This is a genomic window from Cryobacterium sp. MDB2-A-1 (assembly GCF_004402675.1).
Lineage (GTDB): Bacteria > Actinomycetota > Actinomycetes > Actinomycetales > Microbacteriaceae > Cryobacterium > Cryobacterium glucosi.
On sequence record NZ_SOFK01000030.1, the window covers coordinates 111169 to 130577 of the forward strand.

Sequence of the window (19409 nt, forward strand, 5' to 3'; positions counted from 1 at the left end):
CTTTGGGTCAGCCCTTTCCGTGGCTCACTGGGACTACAAATCCAAACGACGTCACGGCGTAGCGACGCTTGCGCTTCAGCGGAACGTCATCGACTCCGCCTTCGGCCCACGGATGACACCGGGCCAGCCGGCGTGCAGCCAGACCGGACCCGATTACAAGGCCATGTTCCTGAACGGCGCCGAGTGCGTACGCCGAACAAGAGGGATAGTACCTGCAAACGTCGCCATACAGCGGTGAGATCACCGCGCGGTAGACGCGCAGGAGCACAACCCCCAGATTGCGTGGGAGCAGAAGGACCCACGCCAACACCGTCTTCACGAGGTCAACCATCGCGGGCTACTCATCGGGAGGGCAGTCGTTCCGGCCGGCGATGGCCGGATCCGGTCGTGCCCGCCGCAATTCGGCGCTGGAAACTCAGGAGGGCCTGGCTGACTTCGGCCTGCAAAACCGGCCACTCCACTTCGTGCGCCGCAGGAAGTGCGCGAATGACGACATCCGTGCCCGGGTTCACCGTAGGGAGCAGACCGAAGCACGCCGCTTTCAGGCGACGTCGCATTCGGTTGCGCCGGACGGCGTTCCCCACGTTTTTGGCGACGATGAAACCAAACCGAGGGGGTAAGCCCTCGGAATTGTCACGCAGGTACGTCACGAAGTGCGGACCAACAACACGCACGCCACGGCGAACGACCATCTTGTAGTCGTTGCCGCTCGTGATGCGATTGGTCCCCGCGAGCACGTGAGTGCTTAGGCGGAAAGCTCGGTGCGACCCTTGCGACGGCGGGCACCGAGGATCGCGCGGCCGGCACGGGTACGCATGCGAAGACGGAAGCCGTGCACCTTGGCGCGACGACGGTTGTTCGGCTGGAAAGTTCTCTTGCTCATTGTGTGGTCTCCACGTATTGAATCTCCGCAGGCCAAAAAATGTAGAACGGCCGGGAAAGAGTGAGGTAGCCCGCGGGCTGGGGTCAACTGATTAAAACTACGGCCTCAATCGGTGCTGGTCAAACCCGACGGCGGTAAACGGCAGATTCTGCAGATGTTTTCTCGGTTTCCGGTCAACGACACGTACCGAATCCACAACAGAGTTGGCCGCCGCGGCAGACATTGACTACCGTGAGGACAAGTTATCCACAGGCAGCCCGCAATGCCTGTAAAACACAGCCCGAATTGCGCACAGGCGGTGGATAACCTTGTGGATGCTTTTGCTGAGGCCGTCGATTCGGCCCACACTGGTGTCGACTCTTCCGGCAGTTCCGGGTGCATTCAAGAAATCATCGACAGTACCGACACGCAGTTTCAACACACAGCGTTTCACCAGACAGTATCGACAGAGGGAACAATGGCAGCCGAAGAACAACCGATCGCGGACACCTGGCGGGCAGTGCTCACCAGCCTCGAATCGGATGACACCATCACCCCGATGCTCTACGGCTTCCTGAACCTGGTCGAACCCAAGGGCATCGCGGCCGGCACGTTCTATCTCGAAGTACCGAACGAGTTCACCGCGAGCATGCTGAACCAGCGGATGCGGGTGCCGCTGCTCGCCGCGATGGGTCAACTGTCCGAGGCGAGCGCGGTCTCGACCTTCTACGTCGTCGTCAATCCCGAACTCGAGCAGGAGTCGCTCCGTCCGGTCCAGGAGTCCGCACTGCCCAGGGACGTCGAGACACCCGCGACGCCCCAATCGGTTTTCGAGAGCGCGCCGCCCGTCGAGAGCCCGCACGACACCCGGCTCAATTCCAAGTACAGCTTCGACAACTTCGTGATCGGGCAGTCGAACCGGTTCGCGCACGCCGCCGCGGTCGCCGTTGCCGAGGCACCGGCCAAGGCGTACAACCCCCTCTTCGTCTACGGCTCCTCCGGATTGGGCAAGACCCACCTGCTCCACGCCATCGGCCACTACGCCATGAGCCTCTATCCCGGCATCCGAGTGCGTTATGTCAGTTCAGAAGAGTTCACCAACGACTTCATCAACTCGATCGCCAACAACCGCGGCTCGGCATTCCAGTCCCGGTATCGCAATATCGACATCCTGATGATCGACGACATCCAGTTCCTGCAGGGCAAGGCGGAGACCCAAGAGGCGTTCTTCCACACCTTCAACACTCTGCACGACCACAACAAGCAGGTCGTCATCACGAGCGACCTGCCGCCGAAGGCCCTGACCGGTTTCGAAGACCGCATGAGGTCCCGTTTCGAGTGGGGCCTCATCACGGATGTCCAGGCCCCCGACCTCGAGACCCGCATCGCCATCCTGCGCAAGAAGGCCCAGAGCGAGAAGCTCCAGGTTCCCCACGACATCCTCGAATTCATGGCGTCCAAGGTCTCATCCAACATCCGCGAGCTCGAGGGAACCCTGATCAGGGTCACGGCCTTCGCGAGCCTCAACCGAACGCCCGTCGACATGGACCTCGTCCAGACGGTGCTCAAGGACCTGATCACCCTCGACGAAGACAACGTCATCGCGCCGGTCGACATCATCACCAACACGGCGGACTACTTCAAGCTCACCGTCGAGGACCTCTATGGCTCCTCACGCTCCCAAGCCGTTGCCACGGCTCGCCAGATCGCGATGTACCTCTGCCGCGAGCTCACCAATCTCTCCCTCCCGAAGATCGGCCAGCTGTTCGGCAACCGGGACCATACGACGGTGATGTACGCGAACAAGAAGATCAGCGAACTCATGAAGGAACGCCGCTCGATCTACAACCAGGTCACGGAGCTCACCAACCGCATCAAACAGGACCACCGCTACAAATAAGCCGCAGAATCCCTCAGTTTTCACAGTTGTGGATAACCCTGTGGAAACTCGTCGAACAACTTGTCTGAATTTGTGGAAACTACCGTCCAGCTTGTGCAAACTCCGCTGGTGGCAAGGCTCGCCCTGAACCGGGGGACGATTAACGCTCACAGGCTGCCCACAAGTTACATGTTTGTAGTTCCCAGTGAATGAGCCGCATCCACAGAGTTATCCACAGTTTCCACAACGGTTAAGAAGATTAACAAAAACTTAAACTTCTCTCTGGCCGACAACCTTTCCTCCGACACCGGAGGAAACCGAGCGACGCCGGGGCCGTTGTGAGAACGACTACCATTGAGGCCAAACAGGTCTCCGACCGACAGGAGTGACTTCGTGAGATTTCAGGCCAACCGGGACGTTTTCAGCGAAGCCGTTTCTTTTGCTGTCAAACTCCTTCCCCAGCGCACCACGCTGCCCATTTTGAGCGGTGTGCTGATCGAAGCAACAGCGACCGGCTTGATCCTCTCGTCATTCGACTATGAGGTGTCCGCGCAAACCGAAATCGCCGCCGAGGTCGAAGAGACCGGACGGGTTCTCGTGTCCGGTCGCCTCCTCGCCGAGATCGCCAGCCGGATGCCGAACGCCCCCGTCACATTCGTGACCAAGGACTCCCGCATCACGGTCAGCTGTGGAACCGCGAGCTTCACGCTCCTGTCCATGCCTGTCGAGGAATATCCAAGCATCCCGGTCGTCAGCGGCCAGGCCGGCCTGGTTCCCGCCGAAGATTTCGCCGCTGCCGTCGCCCAGGTCGCCGTCGCCGCATCGCGTGACGACGTCACGCCGGTCATCACGGGTGTCCAGCTGCAGATTTCCGAAAACAGCCTGAGCCTCGTCGCGACAGACCGCTACCGTGTCGCCGTGCGAGAAATCGACTGGGACCCCGGAACGATGGTCGCGACAGACACCATCACCGCGCTCGTACCCGCACGTACCCTGCAGGAAGTCGGCAAGACCTTCGGACACAGCGGCACGATCTCCGTCGCGATCACCAACACCGACGATCGCGAACTGATCGCATTCACCGCCGACAAGAAGACCGTCACAAGCCTGTTGATCAAGGGCAACTACCCGCCGGTTCGCCGGCTGTTCCCCGACCAGGTCGACAACTACGCCGTGATGAATACCGCGGAACTGATCGAGGCCACCCGCCGTGTCGCTCTCGTGCTCGAACGCGAGGCTGCGCTGCGTTTCTCCTTCACGACCGAGGGACTCACGCTCGAAGCGGTCGGTTCCGAACAGGCACAGGCCAAGGAATCCGTCGATGCGATCCTGTCCGGCGTCGAAACCGTTGTTTCCCTCAAGCCGCAATTCCTGCTGGACGGCCTCACGGCCGTGCACTCGGAATTCGTGCGGATCTCCTTCACGAAGACGGAAAACCCGAACAAGCCGGGCCCTGTCCTGATCACGAGCCAGAGTTCGCGCGACCAGCCGGGAGCTGACAGCTACAAGTACCTGCTCCAGCCGAACCTGCTGTTGCGCTAAGAACTCCGGTGCGGGTAACTCACCTGTCCCTGACCGACTTCCGCAACTATGCGCAGGTCGAGGTTCCGTTCCAGCCGGGACCGAACCTCATCGTCGGGAGCAACGGCCAGGGGAAGACCAACCTGGTCGAGGCCCTCGGCTTCCTGAGCACACTGGGTTCGCACCGGGTGTCGACGACGGCCGCGATGATCAGGTCCGGCGAGGAATCCGCGATCATCCGGGCCAAACTCGAGTACAACGGCCGGGACCTCCTCGCCGAAGTGCAGATCAACCGCTCGGGACTGAACCGGGCGCAGATCAACCGTTCGGTGATCAAGACGAGGGAACTGCCGCGGTATTTCTCGAGCGTCCTGTTCGCTCCGGAAGACCTCGCGCTCGTCCGCGGCGACCCGTCTGGACGACGCCGTTTTCTCGACCAGCTGCTCGTCCTCCGGTCTCCGCGTCTCACCGGTGTGCTCGCCGACTACGACAGGGTGCTCCGGCAGCGCAATTCCCTGTTGAAATCGGCGAGGGCGTCCGGATTGCGCACAACCCAGCTCGGAACCCTCGAAGTGTGGGACGACCGTCTCGTGGAATTCGGTTCGGAGATCATCGACGAGCGGGCGAAGCTCGTCGAAGAGCTCGGCACACCCCTCCGCACTGCATATGAGGCCGTCGTCGGCGCCGATCACGGGCCGGCCCTGCTCGGCGCACTCAGTATCCTCGGACTGGATGACACCCTCGGCAGCGAGGAGGACACTCCCTCCGGAGCATCGGTCGGCACGAATGATGCCGGAGCGAAGGAGGCAGGGGCGACCGCCGACCTGTTCCGTGCATCCCTGGCCGGTGTGCGCAGGAAGGAACTCGACCGCGGGATGACCCTCGTCGGACCGCATCGCGACGATGTGGTGTTCATGCTCAATGCCCTGCCGGCGCGTGGGTATGCGAGCCATGGCGAATCCTGGTCGTTCGCCCTCGCGCTCAAGCTCGCAGCCGCCGAACTCCTGCGCAGGGACTCCTCGAGTGGGGATCCTGTCCTCATCCTCGACGACGTCTTCGCCGAACTCGACCAATCGCGCCGCAGCCGCCTCGCAGCCGCGGTCCTGGGATTCGACCAGGTGCTCATCACGGCAGCCGTGTTCGAGGATGTCCCCAAGCAACTGGCCGCGCACACGATTCACATCCACGCCGGGGAGGTCATCGATGGCTGAGCAGAGCGAGGCAGCACGGGTCTACCTGCGCTTCAAGGACGTGTTCGGCGACCCGAACGCGAAGCGTGTCAAGGCGAGGCGCCGGGTGCGGGACGACACCGGCTCGAGTGTCCCGTTCGGCATCGGCCGCGATCCGCGTGGCCTCGGGGACACAATCGACTCCCTGACCCTGCAACTGGGCTGGAACTCACCCCTCGCGCAGTCGGAACTGCTCGCATCCTGGATCGAACTCGCCGGTGAGGAAACCTCGAAACACTCCACTCCCGCCGGCATCGACGAGGGCGTCCTTACCGTGCACTGCGAGTCGACGGCGTGGGCGACCCAGCTGCGCATGATGCGTGTCGAAATCATGACGCACATCTCCGTCCGGTATCCGGACGCGGGCATCCTGTCAATCCGTTTTCAGGGACCCAACGCTCCCTCCTGGAAAAAGGGTCCCAGATCAATTCCAGGGCGCGGTCCACGCGATACCTACGGCTAGGGAGCCAAAACAGGTCAACCGACTAGGCAAAACGCGTCAGATCCCCGTTTGTGGCCGGGAGACCATGCCCTGTTTGGTAGACTCAAGGGTCGCCCGCGCGACGGTCAGGAGCTCCATAACAGATGTCAGTCGAACCATTGATCGAGCCGGAGCATGGATACGGCGCCGACGATATCCAGGTCCTCGAAGGACTTGAAGCCGTTCGGAAGCGCCCCGGTATGTATATCGGGTCGACCGGTCCCCGAGGTCTGCACCACCTGGTCTACGAGATTGTGGACAATTCGGTGGACGAGGCCCTCGCGGGACACTGCGACACGATCGGCATCGAGATCCTCGCCGACGGAGCCGTGCGCGTCGCCGACAACGGGCGAGGAATCCCCGTCGACATTCACAAGGCGGAGGGCCGTTCGACGGTCGAGGTCGTCCTGACCGTGCTCCACGCCGGTGGAAAGTTCGGCGGCGGCGGTTATTCAGTCTCCGGCGGCCTCCACGGCGTCGGCAGCTCCGTGGTCAACGCGCTGTCCTCCCGGCTCGACGTCGCGGTTCGTCGCCAGGGCCACGTGTGGCGGCAGAGTTTCCACGACGGTGTCCCCTTCGCCCCGCTGAGCCAGGACGAAGCCTCGGACGAGACGGGAACGACGATCACGTTCTGGCCGAGCGCCGAGACCTTCGAGACCACGGACTTCGACTTCGAAACCCTGCGGGCGCGCTTCCAGCAGATGGCGTTCCTTAATAAGGGGCTCACCATCACGCTCACCGACGAACGACCGGAGCACCTCGACGCAGAGGGCGCACCGATACACAAGACCTTCATGTACGAGAAGGGACTCGTCGACTACGTCGAGTATCTCAACCGTGCCAAGAAGGCCGAACTCGTCAACGAAGAGATCATCTCCTTCGAGTTCGAAGACCACGAACGCAAGATGGCGCTCGAAGTGGCCATGCAGTGGACCACCGCGTATACGGAGAGCGTCCACACCTACGCGAACACGATCAATACCCATGAGGGCGGCACCCACGAAGAGGGTTTCCGCGCAGCGCTCACGACCCTCGTCAACAAGTACGCGAGGGAAAAGGGCATCCTCAAGGAAAAGGACGACAACCTCACCGGCGACGATGTGCGTGAAGGCCTGACCGCCGTCGTGTCGATCAAACTCGCCGAACCGCAGTTCGAGGGCCAGACCAAGACGAAGCTCGGCAACACAGAGGCGAAGTCCTTCGTGCAGAAGGTCGCCAACGACCAGCTCTCCGACTGGTTCAACCGCAACCCGATCTCGGCCAAGGAGATCATCCGCAAGGCCCTCCAGGCCTCGAACGCCCGGATGGCGGCCCGCAAGGCGCGCGAAACCGCCCGACGCAAGGGCCTCCTCGAGGGCGGCGGCATGCCGGGCAAGCTCAAGGACTGCCAGAGCAAGGACCCGTCGCTCTCCGAGATCTTCATCGTCGAGGGTGACTCGGCCGGCGGCTCCGCCGTCCAGGGCCGGAACCCGGAATACCAGGCGATCCTGCCCCTCCGCGGGAAGATCCTGAACGTGGAGAAGGCCCGGCTCGACCGTGCCCTCGGAAACGCAGAGGTCCAGGCCATGATCACGGCGTTCGGCGCCGGCATGGGCGAGGAATTCAACCCGGACAAGGTGCGCTATCACAAGATCGTCCTGATGGCCGATGCGGATGTCGACGGCCAGCACATCACGACCCTCCTGCTGACCCTGTTGTTCCGGTACATGAGGCCGCTCATCGACCTCGGCTACGTGTACCTCGCGCAGCCGCCGCTGTACCGGCTCAAATGGACGAATGCCCCGCACGAATACGTCTACTCCGACAAGGAGCGCGACGCGCTGCTCGCCGACGGCGCTGCTGCGGGCAAGCGGATCCCCAAGGACAACGGCATCCAGCGCTACAAGGGCCTCGGCGAGATGGACTACAAGGAGCTGTGGGAAACCACGATGGCGCCTGAGACCCGCACGCTGCTCCAGGTCACGCTCGACGACGCAGCGGCTGCCGACGAGATTTTCTCCACACTGATGGGCGAGGACGTCGAGTCCCGCCGCAACTTCATCCAGAAGAACGCGAAGGACGTGCGTTTCCTTGACATCTGACGACACCACCAACAACACGACCAACGAAGAGACCGCAGCGGAGGCCGCCGCGAAGGCGGCTCATCTCGAGCAGCACGGCAAGATCGACCAGGTCGACCTGCAGCTCGAGATGCAGCGCTCCTACCTCGACTACGCCATGAGCGTCATCGTCGGGCGTGCGCTTCCCGACGTGCGTGACGGCATGAAGCCCGTGCACCGCCGCGTGATCTACGCCATGTTCGACGGCGGCTACCGCCCGGACAAGGCGTTCAGCAAGTGCGCGCGCGTCGTCGGCGACGTGATGGGTCAGTTCCACCCCCACGGTGACTCCTCCATCTACGACGCCCTCGTCCGGCTGGTGCAGCCCTGGAGCCTGCGGTACCCGCTCGCCCTTGGGCAGGGAAACTTCGGCTCCCCCGGAAACGACGGCGCTGCCGCCCCGCGGTACACCGAGACGAAGATGGCCCCGCTCGCCCTCGAAATGGTGCGCGACATCGACGAGGACACCGTCGACTTCCAGGACAACTACGACGGCCGCACGCTCGAACCCACCGTGCTCCCCTCGCGCTTCCCGAACCTTCTCGTCAACGGTTCGGTCGGCATCGCCGTCGGCATGGCCACCAACATCCCGCCGCACAACCTGCGCGAGGTATCCGCCGGCGCCCTCTGGTACCTGCAGAACCCGGACGCGACCCGCGAGGAGCTTCTGGAAGCCCTCATCCAGCGGATCAAGGGACCAGACTTCCCCACCGGCGCCCAGATCCTCGGGATCAAGGGCATCCAGGATGCCTATCGCACCGGTCGCGGGTCCATCACGATGCGGGCCGTCGTCAGCATCGAAGAGCTCCAGGGTCGCACCTGCCTCGTGATCACCGAGCTGCCGTACCAGGTCAACCCGGACAACCTCGCGATCAAGATCGCCGACCTCGTCAAGGACGGCAAGATCGGTGGCATCGCCGACATCCGCGATGAGACCTCCGGCCGCACCGGCCAGCGCCTCGTGATCGTGCTCAAGCGCGACGCGGTCGCGAAGGTCGTCCTGAACAACCTCTACAAGCACACCCCACTGCAGGAGAACTTCGGCGCGAACATGCTCGCGATCGTCGACGGGGTGCCGCGCACGCTTCCCCTCGATGGTTTCGTCTCCGCCTGGGTCGACCACCAGGTCGACGTCATCGTGCGGCGCACCCAGTTCCGGCTCAACAAGGCCGAAGCGGATGCGCACATCCTGCGCGGGTACCTCAAGGCCCTCGACGCCCTCGACGAGGTGATCGCGCTCATCCGCCGGTCTCCGACCGTCGACGACGCCCGCACCGGCCTGATGGACCTCCTGGACGTGGACAAGCTCCAGGCCGACGCCATCCTGACCATGCAGCTGCGCCGCCTCGCGGCCCTGGAGCGTCAGAAGATCATCGACCAGGCCGCCGAACTCGAGCTGCAGATCGTCGAGTTCCAGTCGATCCTCGCGAGCCCGGAGCGCCAGCGCACGATCATCAGCGACGAACTCACCGAGATCACCACGAAATTCGGCGACGACCGGCGGACCGAGATCATGTTCGGCTTCGACGGCGACATGTCGGTCGAGGACCTCATCCCCGAAGAGGAGATGGTGGTCACCGTCACGCGCGGCGGCTACATCAAGCGCACCCGCAGCGACAACTACCGCAACCAGCACCGCGGCGGCAAGGGCGTCAAGGGTGCCCAGCTGCGCGCGGACGACGTCGTGGAGCACTTCTTCGTCACGACCACCCACCACTGGCTGCTGTTCTTCACGAACACCGGCCGGGTCTATCGCGCCAAGGCGTACGAGGCCCAGGAATCCGGTCGCGACGCCAAGGGCCAGCACGTTGCCAACCTGCTCGCACTGCAGCCGGGCGAGGAGATCGCGCAGATCCTCGACATCCGCGACTACGGGGCGGCCCAGTACCTCACGCTCGCCACTCGCGACGGCCTGATCAAGAAGACGGCCCTGAGCGAGTACGACACGAACCGTACCGGCGGAATCATCGCGATCAAGCTGCGCGAGGGCGACGAACTCGTCTCCGCGCTGCTCGTGGAGGAAGACTCGGACCTGCTGCTCGTGTCCAGGAAGGGAATGTCGATCCGGTTCACCGCGAGCGACGAAGCCCTCCGGCCGATGGGCCGCAGCACTTCCGGCGTGATCGGGATGCACTTCCGCGGGGATGACCGGCTGCTCGACGCATCCGTTGTCTCCGACGACGGCTACGTGTTCGTCGTGACGGAGGGCGGATACGCCAAGCGCACCGCGGCCGATCAGTACCGCCTGCAGAACCGTGGCGGACTCGGTATCAAGGTCGCGAAACTCAACGATGATCGCGGGGACCTCGTCGGGTCCCTTATCGTGGATGACGAGGACGAAGTACTCGTGGTCCTTGCCAGTGGCAAGGTGGTACGCTCTGACGTCGCAGAAGTCCCTGCCAAGGGACGGGACACGATGGGCGTCGTCTTCGCTAAGTTTGCGGAAGAAGACCGGATCATCGCCATTGCGAAGAACTCCGAACGTAACCTGATCGTCGAGGAAACTGCGGACGAGCCGGAGAGCGATTCGGGAGAGGAAGAACCGTTAGATGAGTAGTGTTGCTGAGAAACTTGCCAAGAAGTCCGGCCGGAGGCCCACTGTGACAACCAAGCAGGTGCGGCTCAAGCTGGTGTACATCGACTTCTGGTCGGCGGTGAAGCTGTCGTTCCTGATCGCCCTGTGCCTCGGCATCGTGACCATCGTCGCGACCTTCCTGATCTTCACGGTGCTCAACGGCACCGGGATCTTCGGCAAGATCGACGCGCTGTACGCCGATATCGCGGGGTCTTCCTCCGATCTGGCCAGCATCCTGTCCATCGGTAATGTCATGGGCTTCGCTGTCGTCGTGGCGGTGCTGAACACGGTCGTCATCACGGCCCTGGGTGCCGTCTACGCCGTGCTGTACAACCTGAGCGTGAAGATCACCGGCGGACTGCTCGTCGGCTTCACGAACAACTAGCTCGACCTTCTCCACCCGCTCCACCCGCGTCACCCGCTCCACCCGCGTCACCGCCTCCCAATCGGGCAGCATCCGAAACGAATCGGCTGCTCGATTGGGAGAAACCGGAGGTTTCCGGTAGTCTCAAATCTGCCCAATAAGGGGGATATAGCTCAGTTGGTTAGAGCGCTTCACTGATAATGAAGAGGTCCCAGGTTCAAATCCCGGTATCCCCACGCAGTTACAGTTTTATGCAGTCGCAGTTATAAGAAGTACCGGCCGTTCCGGCCATCACCCCCGTGAATGTACGGGGCCATAGCTCAATTGGTAGAGCGCCTGCTTTGCAAGCAGGAGGTCCGGGGTTCGATTCCCCGTGGCTCCACAATCTGCACGAGAATGAATCCTGCACGAGAATGACAGAAGGCCCGCATCCAGTGGATGCGGGCCTTCTTTGTGTCTCTGTCTGTCTGTTACGACTCGACGGACGATGCGTTCTTGGGCTCGTCGTCGGCGACCCAGAGCTCGTCATCGGCGCGGAACGTCTGCCAGACGGCGTATGCGACTCCTGCGGCGGCGGCCAGGGCGACACCGAGCGCGATGTATGCGCCGGCCCCCGGGCCCTTCTTCTCGATCACAACGGGCTGCTGGAAGTGCAGGCGGCTCAGGGCCGCACGAACGCGGGCATCCCTGGCGACGTCTCCGACGCTCATGACGGTGCCGATAGCAGTGCCGATGCCGGGAAGCACCTTCGTGACGACCTGGCTGCGCACATCCTCTGCGAGATCCTGCGTTGCCTGGATCTTCGGGCGTACCAACTGGTCGTAGCTGTCGCGGACACGGGGAACGACTTCCTCGCGGGTGAGCACCCCCGCCTGGTGTGCGGCATCACGTGCGAGCACGTTTGCCCGATCGAGAACCTCCTGCTGGTGGTTCCACAACTCGTCTGCGCTCTTACGCAGCTTCGTAAGTTCCTTGCGGCGCTTGCGTGACAGGCTCATCTGGACCCTCCATCGATGTCATGTGGCGAACACCATCCATCTTGCCACGCAATACCGCAAGAGGGCTTCGGATGGCGTGGACGGTCAGGATCCGTCTTCGCGCCTGTGCAAGAATTGACCCCATGTCAAAGCACACCGCCGTCGCAACGCTCAATACATCGCTCGGACCGATCAAGGTCAACCTCTTCGGCAACCACGCGCCGAAGACGGTGAAGAACTTCGTGGGCCTCGCCACCGGCGAGATCGAATGGAAGCACCCCGGCACTGGCAAGGTCTCGAAGACTCCCCTCTATGACGGGACCGTCTTCCACCGCATCATCAAGGACTTCATGATCCAGGCCGGCGACCCGCTCGGCCAGGGCACCGGTGGCCCCGGCTTCCAGTTCGACGACGAGATCAGCCCCGACCTCGACTTCACCCAGCCGTACGTCTTCGCGATGGCCAACGCCGGCATCCAGGGCGGCCGCGGCACCAACGGGTCGCAGTTCTTCATCACTGTCGTCCCGACCACGTGGCTGCAGGGCAAGCACACCATCTTCGGCGCAGTCGAGGACGAGGCCTCCCGTGCCATCGTCGCGAAGCTTGCCACCGTGCCGACCGATGGCCGTGACCGTCCCCTCACCGAGGTCGTCATCGAGTCCGTCACCGTCGAGCAGGTCTAGGCCCACTTCGAATGACTGACCTGCCCGGATCCGCAGCCAATTTCTGCTATCGGCATCCGGGCAGGCAAAGCTTCATCCTCTGTCAGCGCTGCGGCCGCACCATCTGCCCGGAGTGCCAGACACAGGCCGCCGTCGGCGTGATCTGCCCCGAGTGCATGAAGGAGCAGCGGCAGAACGCCCCGCGCACCCGCCCGGCCCTGCTGACCCGCATCTCCTCGAGCCGTGGGCCCGTCGTCACGTACGGCATCATCGGGGTCACCTTCGCCGTGTTCCTGCTGCAGCTCGTCCCGGGATTCGACGTGACGAGCGCATTGCTCTATGCGGGCATCTACTCGTACCCCGGCAGTTTCGAGCCATGGCGGATGCTCACCAGTGTCTTCGTCCACTCGACCGGCTTCATCTTCCACGTGCTTCTCAACATGTACACACTGTGGATATTCGGCCAGATCCTCGAGGGGATGCTCGGCCGCGGTCGATTCCTCGCCCTGTACCTGCTGAGCGGCCTCGCCGGTTCGCTCGGGGTGTTGTTCCTCGCTGGTCCGCTCACACCGGTCGTCGGGGCATCCGGTGCGATCTTCGGCCTGATGGGCGCGTTCCTGGTAATTCAGAGGCGCCTCGGAGGCAACTCGACACAATTGCTGATCCTGGTCGGAATCAACCTCGTGATCGGCTTCCTGCCGAACCTCAATGTTGCCTGGCAGGCGCATGTCGGCGGCCTGATCGGCGGTGCGATCCTCGGCCTGATCTACGTGCAGACTCGGCGCAGCAAGCACCAGTCGCTGCAGAACTGGCTTGTCGCGGCCTTCGCGATCGTGCTCGTCGCCCTGAGTTTCGTCAAGTTCCTGGGCTGAAAGTTATCCACAGGTCTGTCCACAACTGGGGATAATTACACCGGTGTAATTGACCCCCAAAAGGGGGGTAACCGAGAGGTTAACGCCAGCGGGTCGTCATCAGGAAGCCGACGAAGGCGATCCCGAATCCAACGAGGATGTTCCAGGAGCCGAGGCCGGCGATCGGCAGGGTGCCCTGGCTCACGTAGAAGACGATGATCCATGCCAGTCCGATGAGCATGAAGCCGAACATGACTGGTTTGAACCAGACGGCGTTCGGGGCGTCCTCGCCAGAGCGAACGACCTCGGTGCGGGCGGGCTTGGTGCGGGGATTCGTTCGTGCCATGCCTGCGATTCTAGCGCCATTGCCCATCAGGCGACCTCTCCAGGGCCTGCCGGCCACCACTGCCGATTAGAATCGGAACCATGTCCGACGCCACCCCGCCCGCTGCGCCAGCGGAGAGTCGCCGCGAGCGGCGCGCTTCCCGGCGCCGCAGGCCGGTGAGTGTGATCGGTGTCATCGGTGAAGTGCTCATCACGGGTGGCGTTCTCGTTTTCCTCTTCATCGCCTGGCAACTGTGGTGGAACGACCTCGTCGTTGCGGGGGAACAGGCGAGTGCGGCCAACCAGATCAGCCAGCAGTGGATCGGCGACGCACAGGCGGCCAGCGCGACGCCAGCGCCGACCGCCACGAACACGCCGACGGCCGTTCCCGTCCAGACGCCGGGCTTTGGGACTCCCGTCGTCAGCGTCGCCCCGGGGGAGGCGCAGCCGTTCGCCGTGCTGTATGTGCCCCGCTATGGCGCCGCGTACTCGCGCACCATCGCTGAGGGCGTCGGCCACAACGTGCTCAACAGTCCACGCCTCGGCATCGGGCATTACCCCGGCACTCAGATGCCCGGCGAGGTCGGGAACTTCGTCGTGGCCGCTCACCGCAGCGCCAATGGCGGCGGCATGCACCTGATCAACGAGTTTCAGCTCGGCGATCCCATTTTCGTGCAGACGGCCGACGGCTACTACACGTACCGGTTCCGTGACCTGGAATACGTGCAACCGACCGACGTGGGCGTGCTCGCCGCAGTCCCGCATGCGCCGGGGGCCACCGCGACCGATCGCATCATCACCCTCACGAGTTGCAATCCGCTCTATTCGACGGCGGAACGCATCATCGCCTACGGCGTCTTCGATTCCTGGCAGCCGATCTCGGCCGGCCCGCCCGCGGAACTCGCCGCCATCATCGCAGCCCAGGCCGCGGGCTAGGAGGCTCATATGTACGCAGCACTGTGGCGGGTCCTCCCCGGCCCGCTCTGGCTCCGCATCCTCCAGGTGCTGGTGCTCATCGCTCTTGTCCTCTTCGTCCTCGCCACGTGGGTTTTCCCGTGGGTGGACACCATCGTCAACAGCCAGGAATCGACGGTCGGCACCCCATGACCCGCATACTCGTGATCGACAACTACGACAGCTTCGTCTACACGCTCAACGGCTACCTGATGGAGCTCGGAGCTGAGACCGAGGTCGTGCGAAACGACGCCTTTCCACCAGAGGACGCCGCAGCGCGCATCGCCGAATTCGACGGTGTGCTGCTCTCGCCGGGGCCGGGGAAGCCTGCGGACGCGGGCGTTTCCATCGCAGTCGTGCTGGCCGCGTTCGAGGCCGGCTCGCCGCTCTTCGGCGTGTGCCTGGGGCACCAGGCGATCGCGGAGGCCTTCGGGGCCACGGTGACGAACGCCGAGGAGCTCATGCACGGCAAGACGAGCCAGGTCACGCACGACGACAGCGCTTTCTACGCGGGCGTTCCGCAGCCCTTCACGGCGACCCGCTACCACTCACTCGCCGTTGTCGATTCCACCGTTCCGAGCGACCTCGTCGTGACCTCGCGGACGGCCGGCGGGGTGATCATGGGGCTGCGGCACGCATCCGCTCCGATTCTCGGCGTGCAGTTCCACCCGGAATCGGTCCTGACCGAGGGTGGCTACCTCATGCTTGCCAACTGGCTGGCCCTCACCGGCCTGCCAGAGGCCCAGGAGACCGCGCGGGGACTCCACCCCATCCTCAAGCTCTCCTAGGGGTAGTCCGAGCGGCTGTGCTCCGACACGAGGGGCCGCGGTCGCTCCGTTGTGGTGTTCGGTTCAAGGCTTCAACGGTTCGACGCCGGGCGGTCGCGCCTGATCAGTCGCGGTTGGGTGGTCCGGTGAGGACCTGGTGGGCGCGGTGCCGGTTCGGTGGCCGCCAGAGTCGTTGCGGGTCGATGAGTCCGGGCGCCCGGACCTGGGGTGAGCCCTTGACCATCCGGATCTCCCATCCGGAGGTGTCGATGGTGTGGTGATGGAACCAGCAGAGCAACACCCCGTTGTCCACGGTCGTCGGGCCGTCCTTGGCCCAGGGCTTCACGTGGTGCACTTCGGCCCAGTGCGCCGGGGCTTTGCACCCGGGGATGATGCAGCCGCCGTCCCGGGCGGTGATCGCCCGGCGTTGCGCCCGGTTGAAATAGCGCCGCTCCGGACCAAGTTTGAGGACTTCGTTGTTCGCCCCGAACAGGACCCCTTGGAAGCCGCCGTCACAGATGCGCTGGTGCACCGTTTTGAGCGATACCGGGGCCTCGACGCCGTCGATCCAGCCCACCCCGACCCCCGAGGCGAGGTCCGCAGCGTTCACGTGCACCATCACCGTCGGGGCTGACCCGCCCATCGACGGGGTGTCCGTGTCGCGGGCAGCGTGTTCGAACAGGGCCCGGAGGATGTCGGCGCGTTTCTCCCCACTCGTGCGGGTGTCCGCGCGCCGCTCCCGGAGCTCTGCTTCGATCACGTCCAGATCCGGGCCCGTGTCGGCGTCGGTTCCCGCTGATTCGGCGCCGGGAATCATCTGCCCCGAATCCATCAGGGCCTGTTCCTCGGCGGTGGGGAACGCGGGCCTCGCATGGAAGCTCAGGAAGGCGTCGAACATCGCGTTCATGATCCCGAACAGTTCCGGCGTCACCCCACCCTTGACGGGGTAGAGCCCGTTCTTGAGTTGGCCGAAGCCGATGTTGGACTTCGCCTCGAACAGGTCCTCGGTCGGGAGGACCCCGTCGGGGTCCAGGGCCGCCTGCCACTGAGCGACCATGCCCCGGATCAGGTCCGTCGTCACCGGCACTCCTGCCCCGGCCAAATCCTCGGTCTCCGGGGTAATCAGGCCGGCCGCCGTGGCGACCAGGGCCCGCTCCGCCGTGAGTAAGTTATCCGGTGCCACCCGGTGACTGATCACCTGTAGCCCGGCCACGATCAACTCCGCCGTCTCCACCCCGATCTGCCCCGCCGTCAGCGCGGCCCCGACGGTCGGGAACAAGGGCGGCAACCAGCTGCTCCCGCCGCACGGCCGCGGCAACACCGCGTCGCCGAGCTTCGTGCGGCGCTTCACTTCCCGGGCCGACACCCGCGTCACCCGGGTGAGTACATCCCACGGGCCCGTGCAGCCCATCCGCCAGGCCAGACCTTCGCGGCCGAGGACCCGGGCCCTCCGGTCCACATCCGTCGCCGTGCTCACCCGGGCCGCGTCAACCGTCCGACCGATCGCCTCCACTTCCTTCAGAGCAGTGACCGCTTCCGCATCACTGAGCAACCCCACCGGGATCGCAGCCAGAGCCTCCGCGAGAGCCGCCCGGGCTCCGGCGAGCCTTGCGACGGCATCCGCATGCACCGACGGCACCGACCCGCCCAGCCCTTCAGCGCCCTCGAAACCCTCGGCAACCGCGACCGAATGGGCCGACTCGACGCCTGCGATGGGCTGATCACCCGCGGCCCCGGAACCGGGTGTCTGCGGGGTGTGTGACTGGGGATCCGAAGCTCCTGCCATACCCCGATTCTACCCCGAATCGAACACGAAGACGAGATTTGTTCACATAATTCTATGTATATAAACTCTATATTCACATCTGAAGACGACGGGTGCGTGCTCGTGGTACCGAATTCAGGAGATCAGCCCGGGTGAGCGACACCGGCCCCCGGACCAGTGCGGTCAATCAAGCCCGGTTGCACGGATCTCCTGAATTCGACACACTCACCCTGCTCTGGGATCCTCCGCGCTCGGGCACGGCAGGCGGCACGGTGGCCAGCGCGCTGGCCTGTCGGGCACATGCGCTCGTGAGCTCTTTGCATCCCGAGCGGGAGGGAGGGTGGGGCAGAAAACGCGGCGTTAGCCTGCGCAGTAGGTGAGCGCCACCTGGGACTTCTGCTCCACGTCTCCGGGCGCCTGGGATTGCTTGGTGACCGGAGATCCCGGTTTCATGGCGCACGTGGCGTCTGGCGTCGGGATCGGCACAAGCTGTACGGACGGGGCCAGCAGGAGCTCGCTAGCCGCCTGAAGGGACTGGCCGACGAGGTTCGGCAGGGTGACGAGGCCGCTGGAGATGAAGATATCGACGGTGTCGCCGGTCTGGGCGCTCCCCTGCAGCGCCGGGTCGGTGCGCAGCACAAGGTTGGGCGCGATCGTCGCAGAGTTCTCCTTGGTGATCGACCCTGGCAGGAGCCCGAGAGCGCTGATCGCGGCCTGGGCGTCGGCGATCGGCAGGTTCGTGACATCGGGCACCGTCACGGGCTGCGGACCCGTTGATACGTAGACCTTGATCACATCGGTCGGCTGGGCGATCGTTCCAGCGGGCGGGTCTGTGCGGGTGACCTTGTCCTTGGGGACCGTTGCGCTGGCCTCCTGGGCCATCGTGGCAGCGAGGTCGGACTCGATGAGGGTGTTCTGGGCGGTCTCGTAGCTCTGGCCGACCAACGAGGGCACCTTCCGGGAGTTATCCGGGAGGTCGCTGCTGGGGGTGAGGCTGAAGGCCCAGATCATCACGGAAAGCACGATCACGATCACGCTGAGGATGCCGGCCCAGATCCAGATGACCGGGGGCCGTCGCTGAGTGCGCACCATCGTGGCGTCCTCGGCGAGTTGCTTGAGCGCGAGCTCCGATCCGGAGGTCGCCGTGGGCGGTGCGCCGAAAAGGCTCGCGGTGGCTTCATCGACGGGGCGGTGCAGCGGGATCACGCCGGAGCCGGCGATCTCGACATCCGTTCGGAACTCGACGGCGCTCTGGTACCGGGCGAAACGGTCCTTTTCAAGGGCGCGCATCACGACGACGTCGAGTGCCGGGGAAACCTTGGGGTTGATCGAGCTCGGGGCGACCGGTGTCTCGCTGACGTGCTGGTAGGCGACGGCGACGGGTGTATCGCCGCGGAAGGGCGCGCGGCCGGTGAGCATCTCGAAGAGAACGACGCCGGTGGAGTACAGGTCCGTGCGTGCGTCGACGGATTCTCCCTTGGCCTGCTCCGGGGAGAAATAGGATGCCGTGCCGAGGATCGCCGTGGTCTGGGCGACCGTCGTCGAGGAATCCGAGATGGCCCTGGCGATGCCGAAGTCCATCACCTTCACCTGGCCGGTCTTGGTGATCATGATGTTGCCGGGCTTGATGTCGCGATGAACGACACCCGCGCGGTGCGAGTATTCGAGCGCCGTCAGGACGCCGTCGATGATGCGCACGGCCTCGGTGGCCTGGACAGGGCCTTCGCGGATGATGTCCTTGAGCAGGCGTCCGTCGACGAATTCCATCACGATGAACGGAATCTGCGATTCGAGGCCGCCGGGTTCTCCTACGGTCTCCTCGCCGGCGTCGAAGACGCGCACGATCGTGGGGTGCGCCATCCGCGCCGCGGCCTGGGCCTCCTGGCGGAAGCGGGTGCGGAAGGCGGGATCGGCCGCGAGGGACGACTTCAGGAGTTTGATCGCAACCGTGCGGCCGAGCCGCGCGTCGGTGCCGATATGCACGTCGGACATGCCGCCGCGACCAATGAGTGCCCCCACTCGATAGCGACCTGCGAGCAGGCGGCCTTCATCACTCACAGACTCACTCCCACTCTTGTCGACCATTCGGCTCCAGGCAT

At 64.2% G+C, this 19409-nt stretch carries 19 protein-coding genes and 2 tRNA genes; 14 read left to right on the top strand and 7 right to left on the bottom strand.

What is annotated here, in order from left to right; genetic code table 11:
- Window positions 1-7: 7 nt before the first annotated feature.
- The 3 genes from yidD to rpmH are packed head-to-tail and all read right to left on the bottom strand — an operon-like array spanning window position 8 to window position 883.
- Complete coding sequence (gene yidD / locus E3O39_RS12415; RefSeq protein WP_134448656.1) at window positions 8-319, bottom strand: membrane protein insertion efficiency factor YidD; 312 nt, start codon at window positions 317-319, stop codon at window positions 8-10.
- Between the two features lie 22 nt (window positions 320-341).
- Window positions 342-737, bottom strand: a complete 396-nt coding sequence (gene rnpA / locus E3O39_RS12420; protein WP_134448556.1) for a ribonuclease P protein component — start codon at window positions 735-737, stop codon at window positions 342-344.
- A gap of 8 nt (window positions 738-745) precedes the next feature.
- Window positions 746-883: a 50S ribosomal protein L34 gene (rpmH, locus tag E3O39_RS12425; protein WP_010204566.1), complete on the bottom strand. Its 138-nt coding sequence runs from the start codon at window positions 881-883 to the stop codon at window positions 746-748.
- Window positions 884-1340: 457 nt separating this feature from the next.
- On the opposite strand from rpmH, the gene dnaA reads away from it, so the two are divergent.
- The 9 genes from dnaA to E3O39_RS12470 all read left to right on the top strand — a co-directional run bounded on the left by dnaA (window position 1341) and on the right by E3O39_RS12470 (window position 11392).
- Window positions 1341-2762: a chromosomal replication initiator protein DnaA gene (gene dnaA, locus E3O39_RS12430; protein ID WP_134448558.1), complete on the top strand. Its 1422-nt coding sequence runs from the start codon at window positions 1341-1343 to the stop codon at window positions 2760-2762.
- Window positions 2763-3134: 372 nt separating this feature from the next.
- Window positions 3135-4283: a DNA polymerase III subunit beta gene (dnaN, locus tag E3O39_RS12435; protein WP_134448560.1), complete on the top strand. Its 1149-nt coding sequence runs from the start codon at window positions 3135-3137 to the stop codon at window positions 4281-4283.
- 8 nt (window positions 4284-4291) lie between these two features.
- Window positions 4292-5473: a DNA replication/repair protein RecF gene (gene recF, locus E3O39_RS12440; RefSeq protein WP_134448562.1), complete on the top strand. Its 1182-nt coding sequence runs from the start codon at window positions 4292-4294 to the stop codon at window positions 5471-5473.
- Window positions 5466-5954 (top strand): DUF721 domain-containing protein, encoded by a 489-nt coding sequence (locus E3O39_RS12445; RefSeq protein ID WP_134448564.1) that lies wholly within the window; start codon window positions 5466-5468, stop codon window positions 5952-5954. Before recF ends, E3O39_RS12445 begins: the two co-directional genes overlap by 8 nt.
- 122 nt (window positions 5955-6076) lie before the next feature.
- On the top strand, window positions 6077-8053 hold the full coding sequence (gyrB, locus tag E3O39_RS12450; protein WP_134448566.1) for a DNA topoisomerase (ATP-hydrolyzing) subunit B: 1977 nt from the start codon (window positions 6077-6079) through the stop codon (window positions 8051-8053).
- 82 nt (window positions 8054-8135) lie between these two features.
- Window positions 8136-10628 carry a DNA gyrase subunit A gene (gyrA, locus tag E3O39_RS12455; protein WP_241975201.1) on the top strand — a complete coding sequence of 831 codons (2493 nt, stop codon included), beginning with the start codon at window positions 8136-8138 and terminating at the stop codon, window positions 10626-10628.
- Window positions 10621-11031, top strand: coding sequence for a DUF3566 domain-containing protein (locus E3O39_RS12460; RefSeq protein WP_134448568.1), 411 nt, complete (start codon window positions 10621-10623; stop codon window positions 11029-11031). The genes gyrA and E3O39_RS12460 overlap by 8 nt, the downstream gene beginning before the upstream one ends.
- A 141-nt stretch (window positions 11032-11172) precedes the next feature.
- A tRNA-Ile gene (locus tag E3O39_RS12465) sits at window positions 11173-11246 on the top strand.
- A 73-nt stretch (window positions 11247-11319) separates the two neighbouring features.
- Window positions 11320-11392 (top strand) — tRNA-Ala (locus E3O39_RS12470).
- Window positions 11393-11480: 88 nt separating this feature from the next.
- On the opposite strand, the gene E3O39_RS12475 is transcribed toward E3O39_RS12470, so the two are convergent.
- Entirely contained in the window at window positions 11481-12008 is a 528-nt protein-coding gene (locus E3O39_RS12475) for a hypothetical protein (protein WP_134448570.1), read from the bottom strand.
- Between the two features lie 122 nt (window positions 12009-12130).
- Between E3O39_RS12475 and E3O39_RS12480 the strand changes: the two genes are divergently transcribed.
- A complete protein-coding gene (locus E3O39_RS12480; RefSeq protein ID WP_134448572.1) occupies window positions 12131-12670 on the top strand; it encodes a peptidylprolyl isomerase in 540 nt (179 codons plus the stop codon).
- Between the two features lie 11 nt (window positions 12671-12681).
- Entirely contained in the window at window positions 12682-13521 is an 840-nt protein-coding gene (locus E3O39_RS12485; protein ID WP_134448574.1) for a rhomboid family intramembrane serine protease, read from the top strand.
- 79 nt (window positions 13522-13600) lie between these two features.
- On the opposite strand, the gene E3O39_RS12490 is transcribed toward E3O39_RS12485, so the two are convergent.
- Complete coding sequence (locus E3O39_RS12490) at window positions 13601-13846, bottom strand: cell division protein CrgA (protein ID WP_134448576.1); 246 nt, start codon at window positions 13844-13846, stop codon at window positions 13601-13603.
- A gap of 80 nt (window positions 13847-13926) precedes the next feature.
- On the opposite strand from E3O39_RS12490, the gene E3O39_RS12495 reads away from it, so the two are divergent.
- Genes E3O39_RS12495 through E3O39_RS12500 form a run of 3 tightly spaced genes read left to right on the top strand, consistent with a single transcriptional unit; the run spans window position 13927 to window position 15566 of the window.
- Window positions 13927-14760, top strand: a complete 834-nt coding sequence (locus tag E3O39_RS12495) for a class E sortase (RefSeq protein WP_241985065.1) — start codon at window positions 13927-13929, stop codon at window positions 14758-14760.
- Between the two features lie 9 nt (window positions 14761-14769).
- Entirely contained in the window at window positions 14770-14931 is a 162-nt protein-coding gene (locus E3O39_RS19000) for a hypothetical protein (protein ID WP_166787341.1), read from the top strand.
- Window positions 14928-15566: an aminodeoxychorismate/anthranilate synthase component II gene (locus tag E3O39_RS12500; RefSeq protein WP_134448578.1), complete on the top strand. Its 639-nt coding sequence runs from the start codon at window positions 14928-14930 to the stop codon at window positions 15564-15566. The genes E3O39_RS19000 and E3O39_RS12500 overlap by 4 nt, the downstream gene beginning before the upstream one ends.
- A gap of 103 nt (window positions 15567-15669) precedes the next feature.
- Here the strand turns inward: E3O39_RS12500 and E3O39_RS12505 are convergent, their stop codons facing one another.
- Complete coding sequence (locus E3O39_RS12505) at window positions 15670-17331, bottom strand: HNH endonuclease signature motif containing protein (RefSeq protein WP_134448580.1); 1662 nt, start codon at window positions 17329-17331, stop codon at window positions 15670-15672.
- 339 nt (window positions 17332-17670) lie between these two features.
- Window positions 17671-19395, bottom strand: a complete 1725-nt coding sequence (pknB, locus tag E3O39_RS12510) for a Stk1 family PASTA domain-containing Ser/Thr kinase (RefSeq protein ID WP_134448582.1) — start codon at window positions 19393-19395, stop codon at window positions 17671-17673.
- Window positions 19396-19409: the final 14 nt, after the last annotated feature.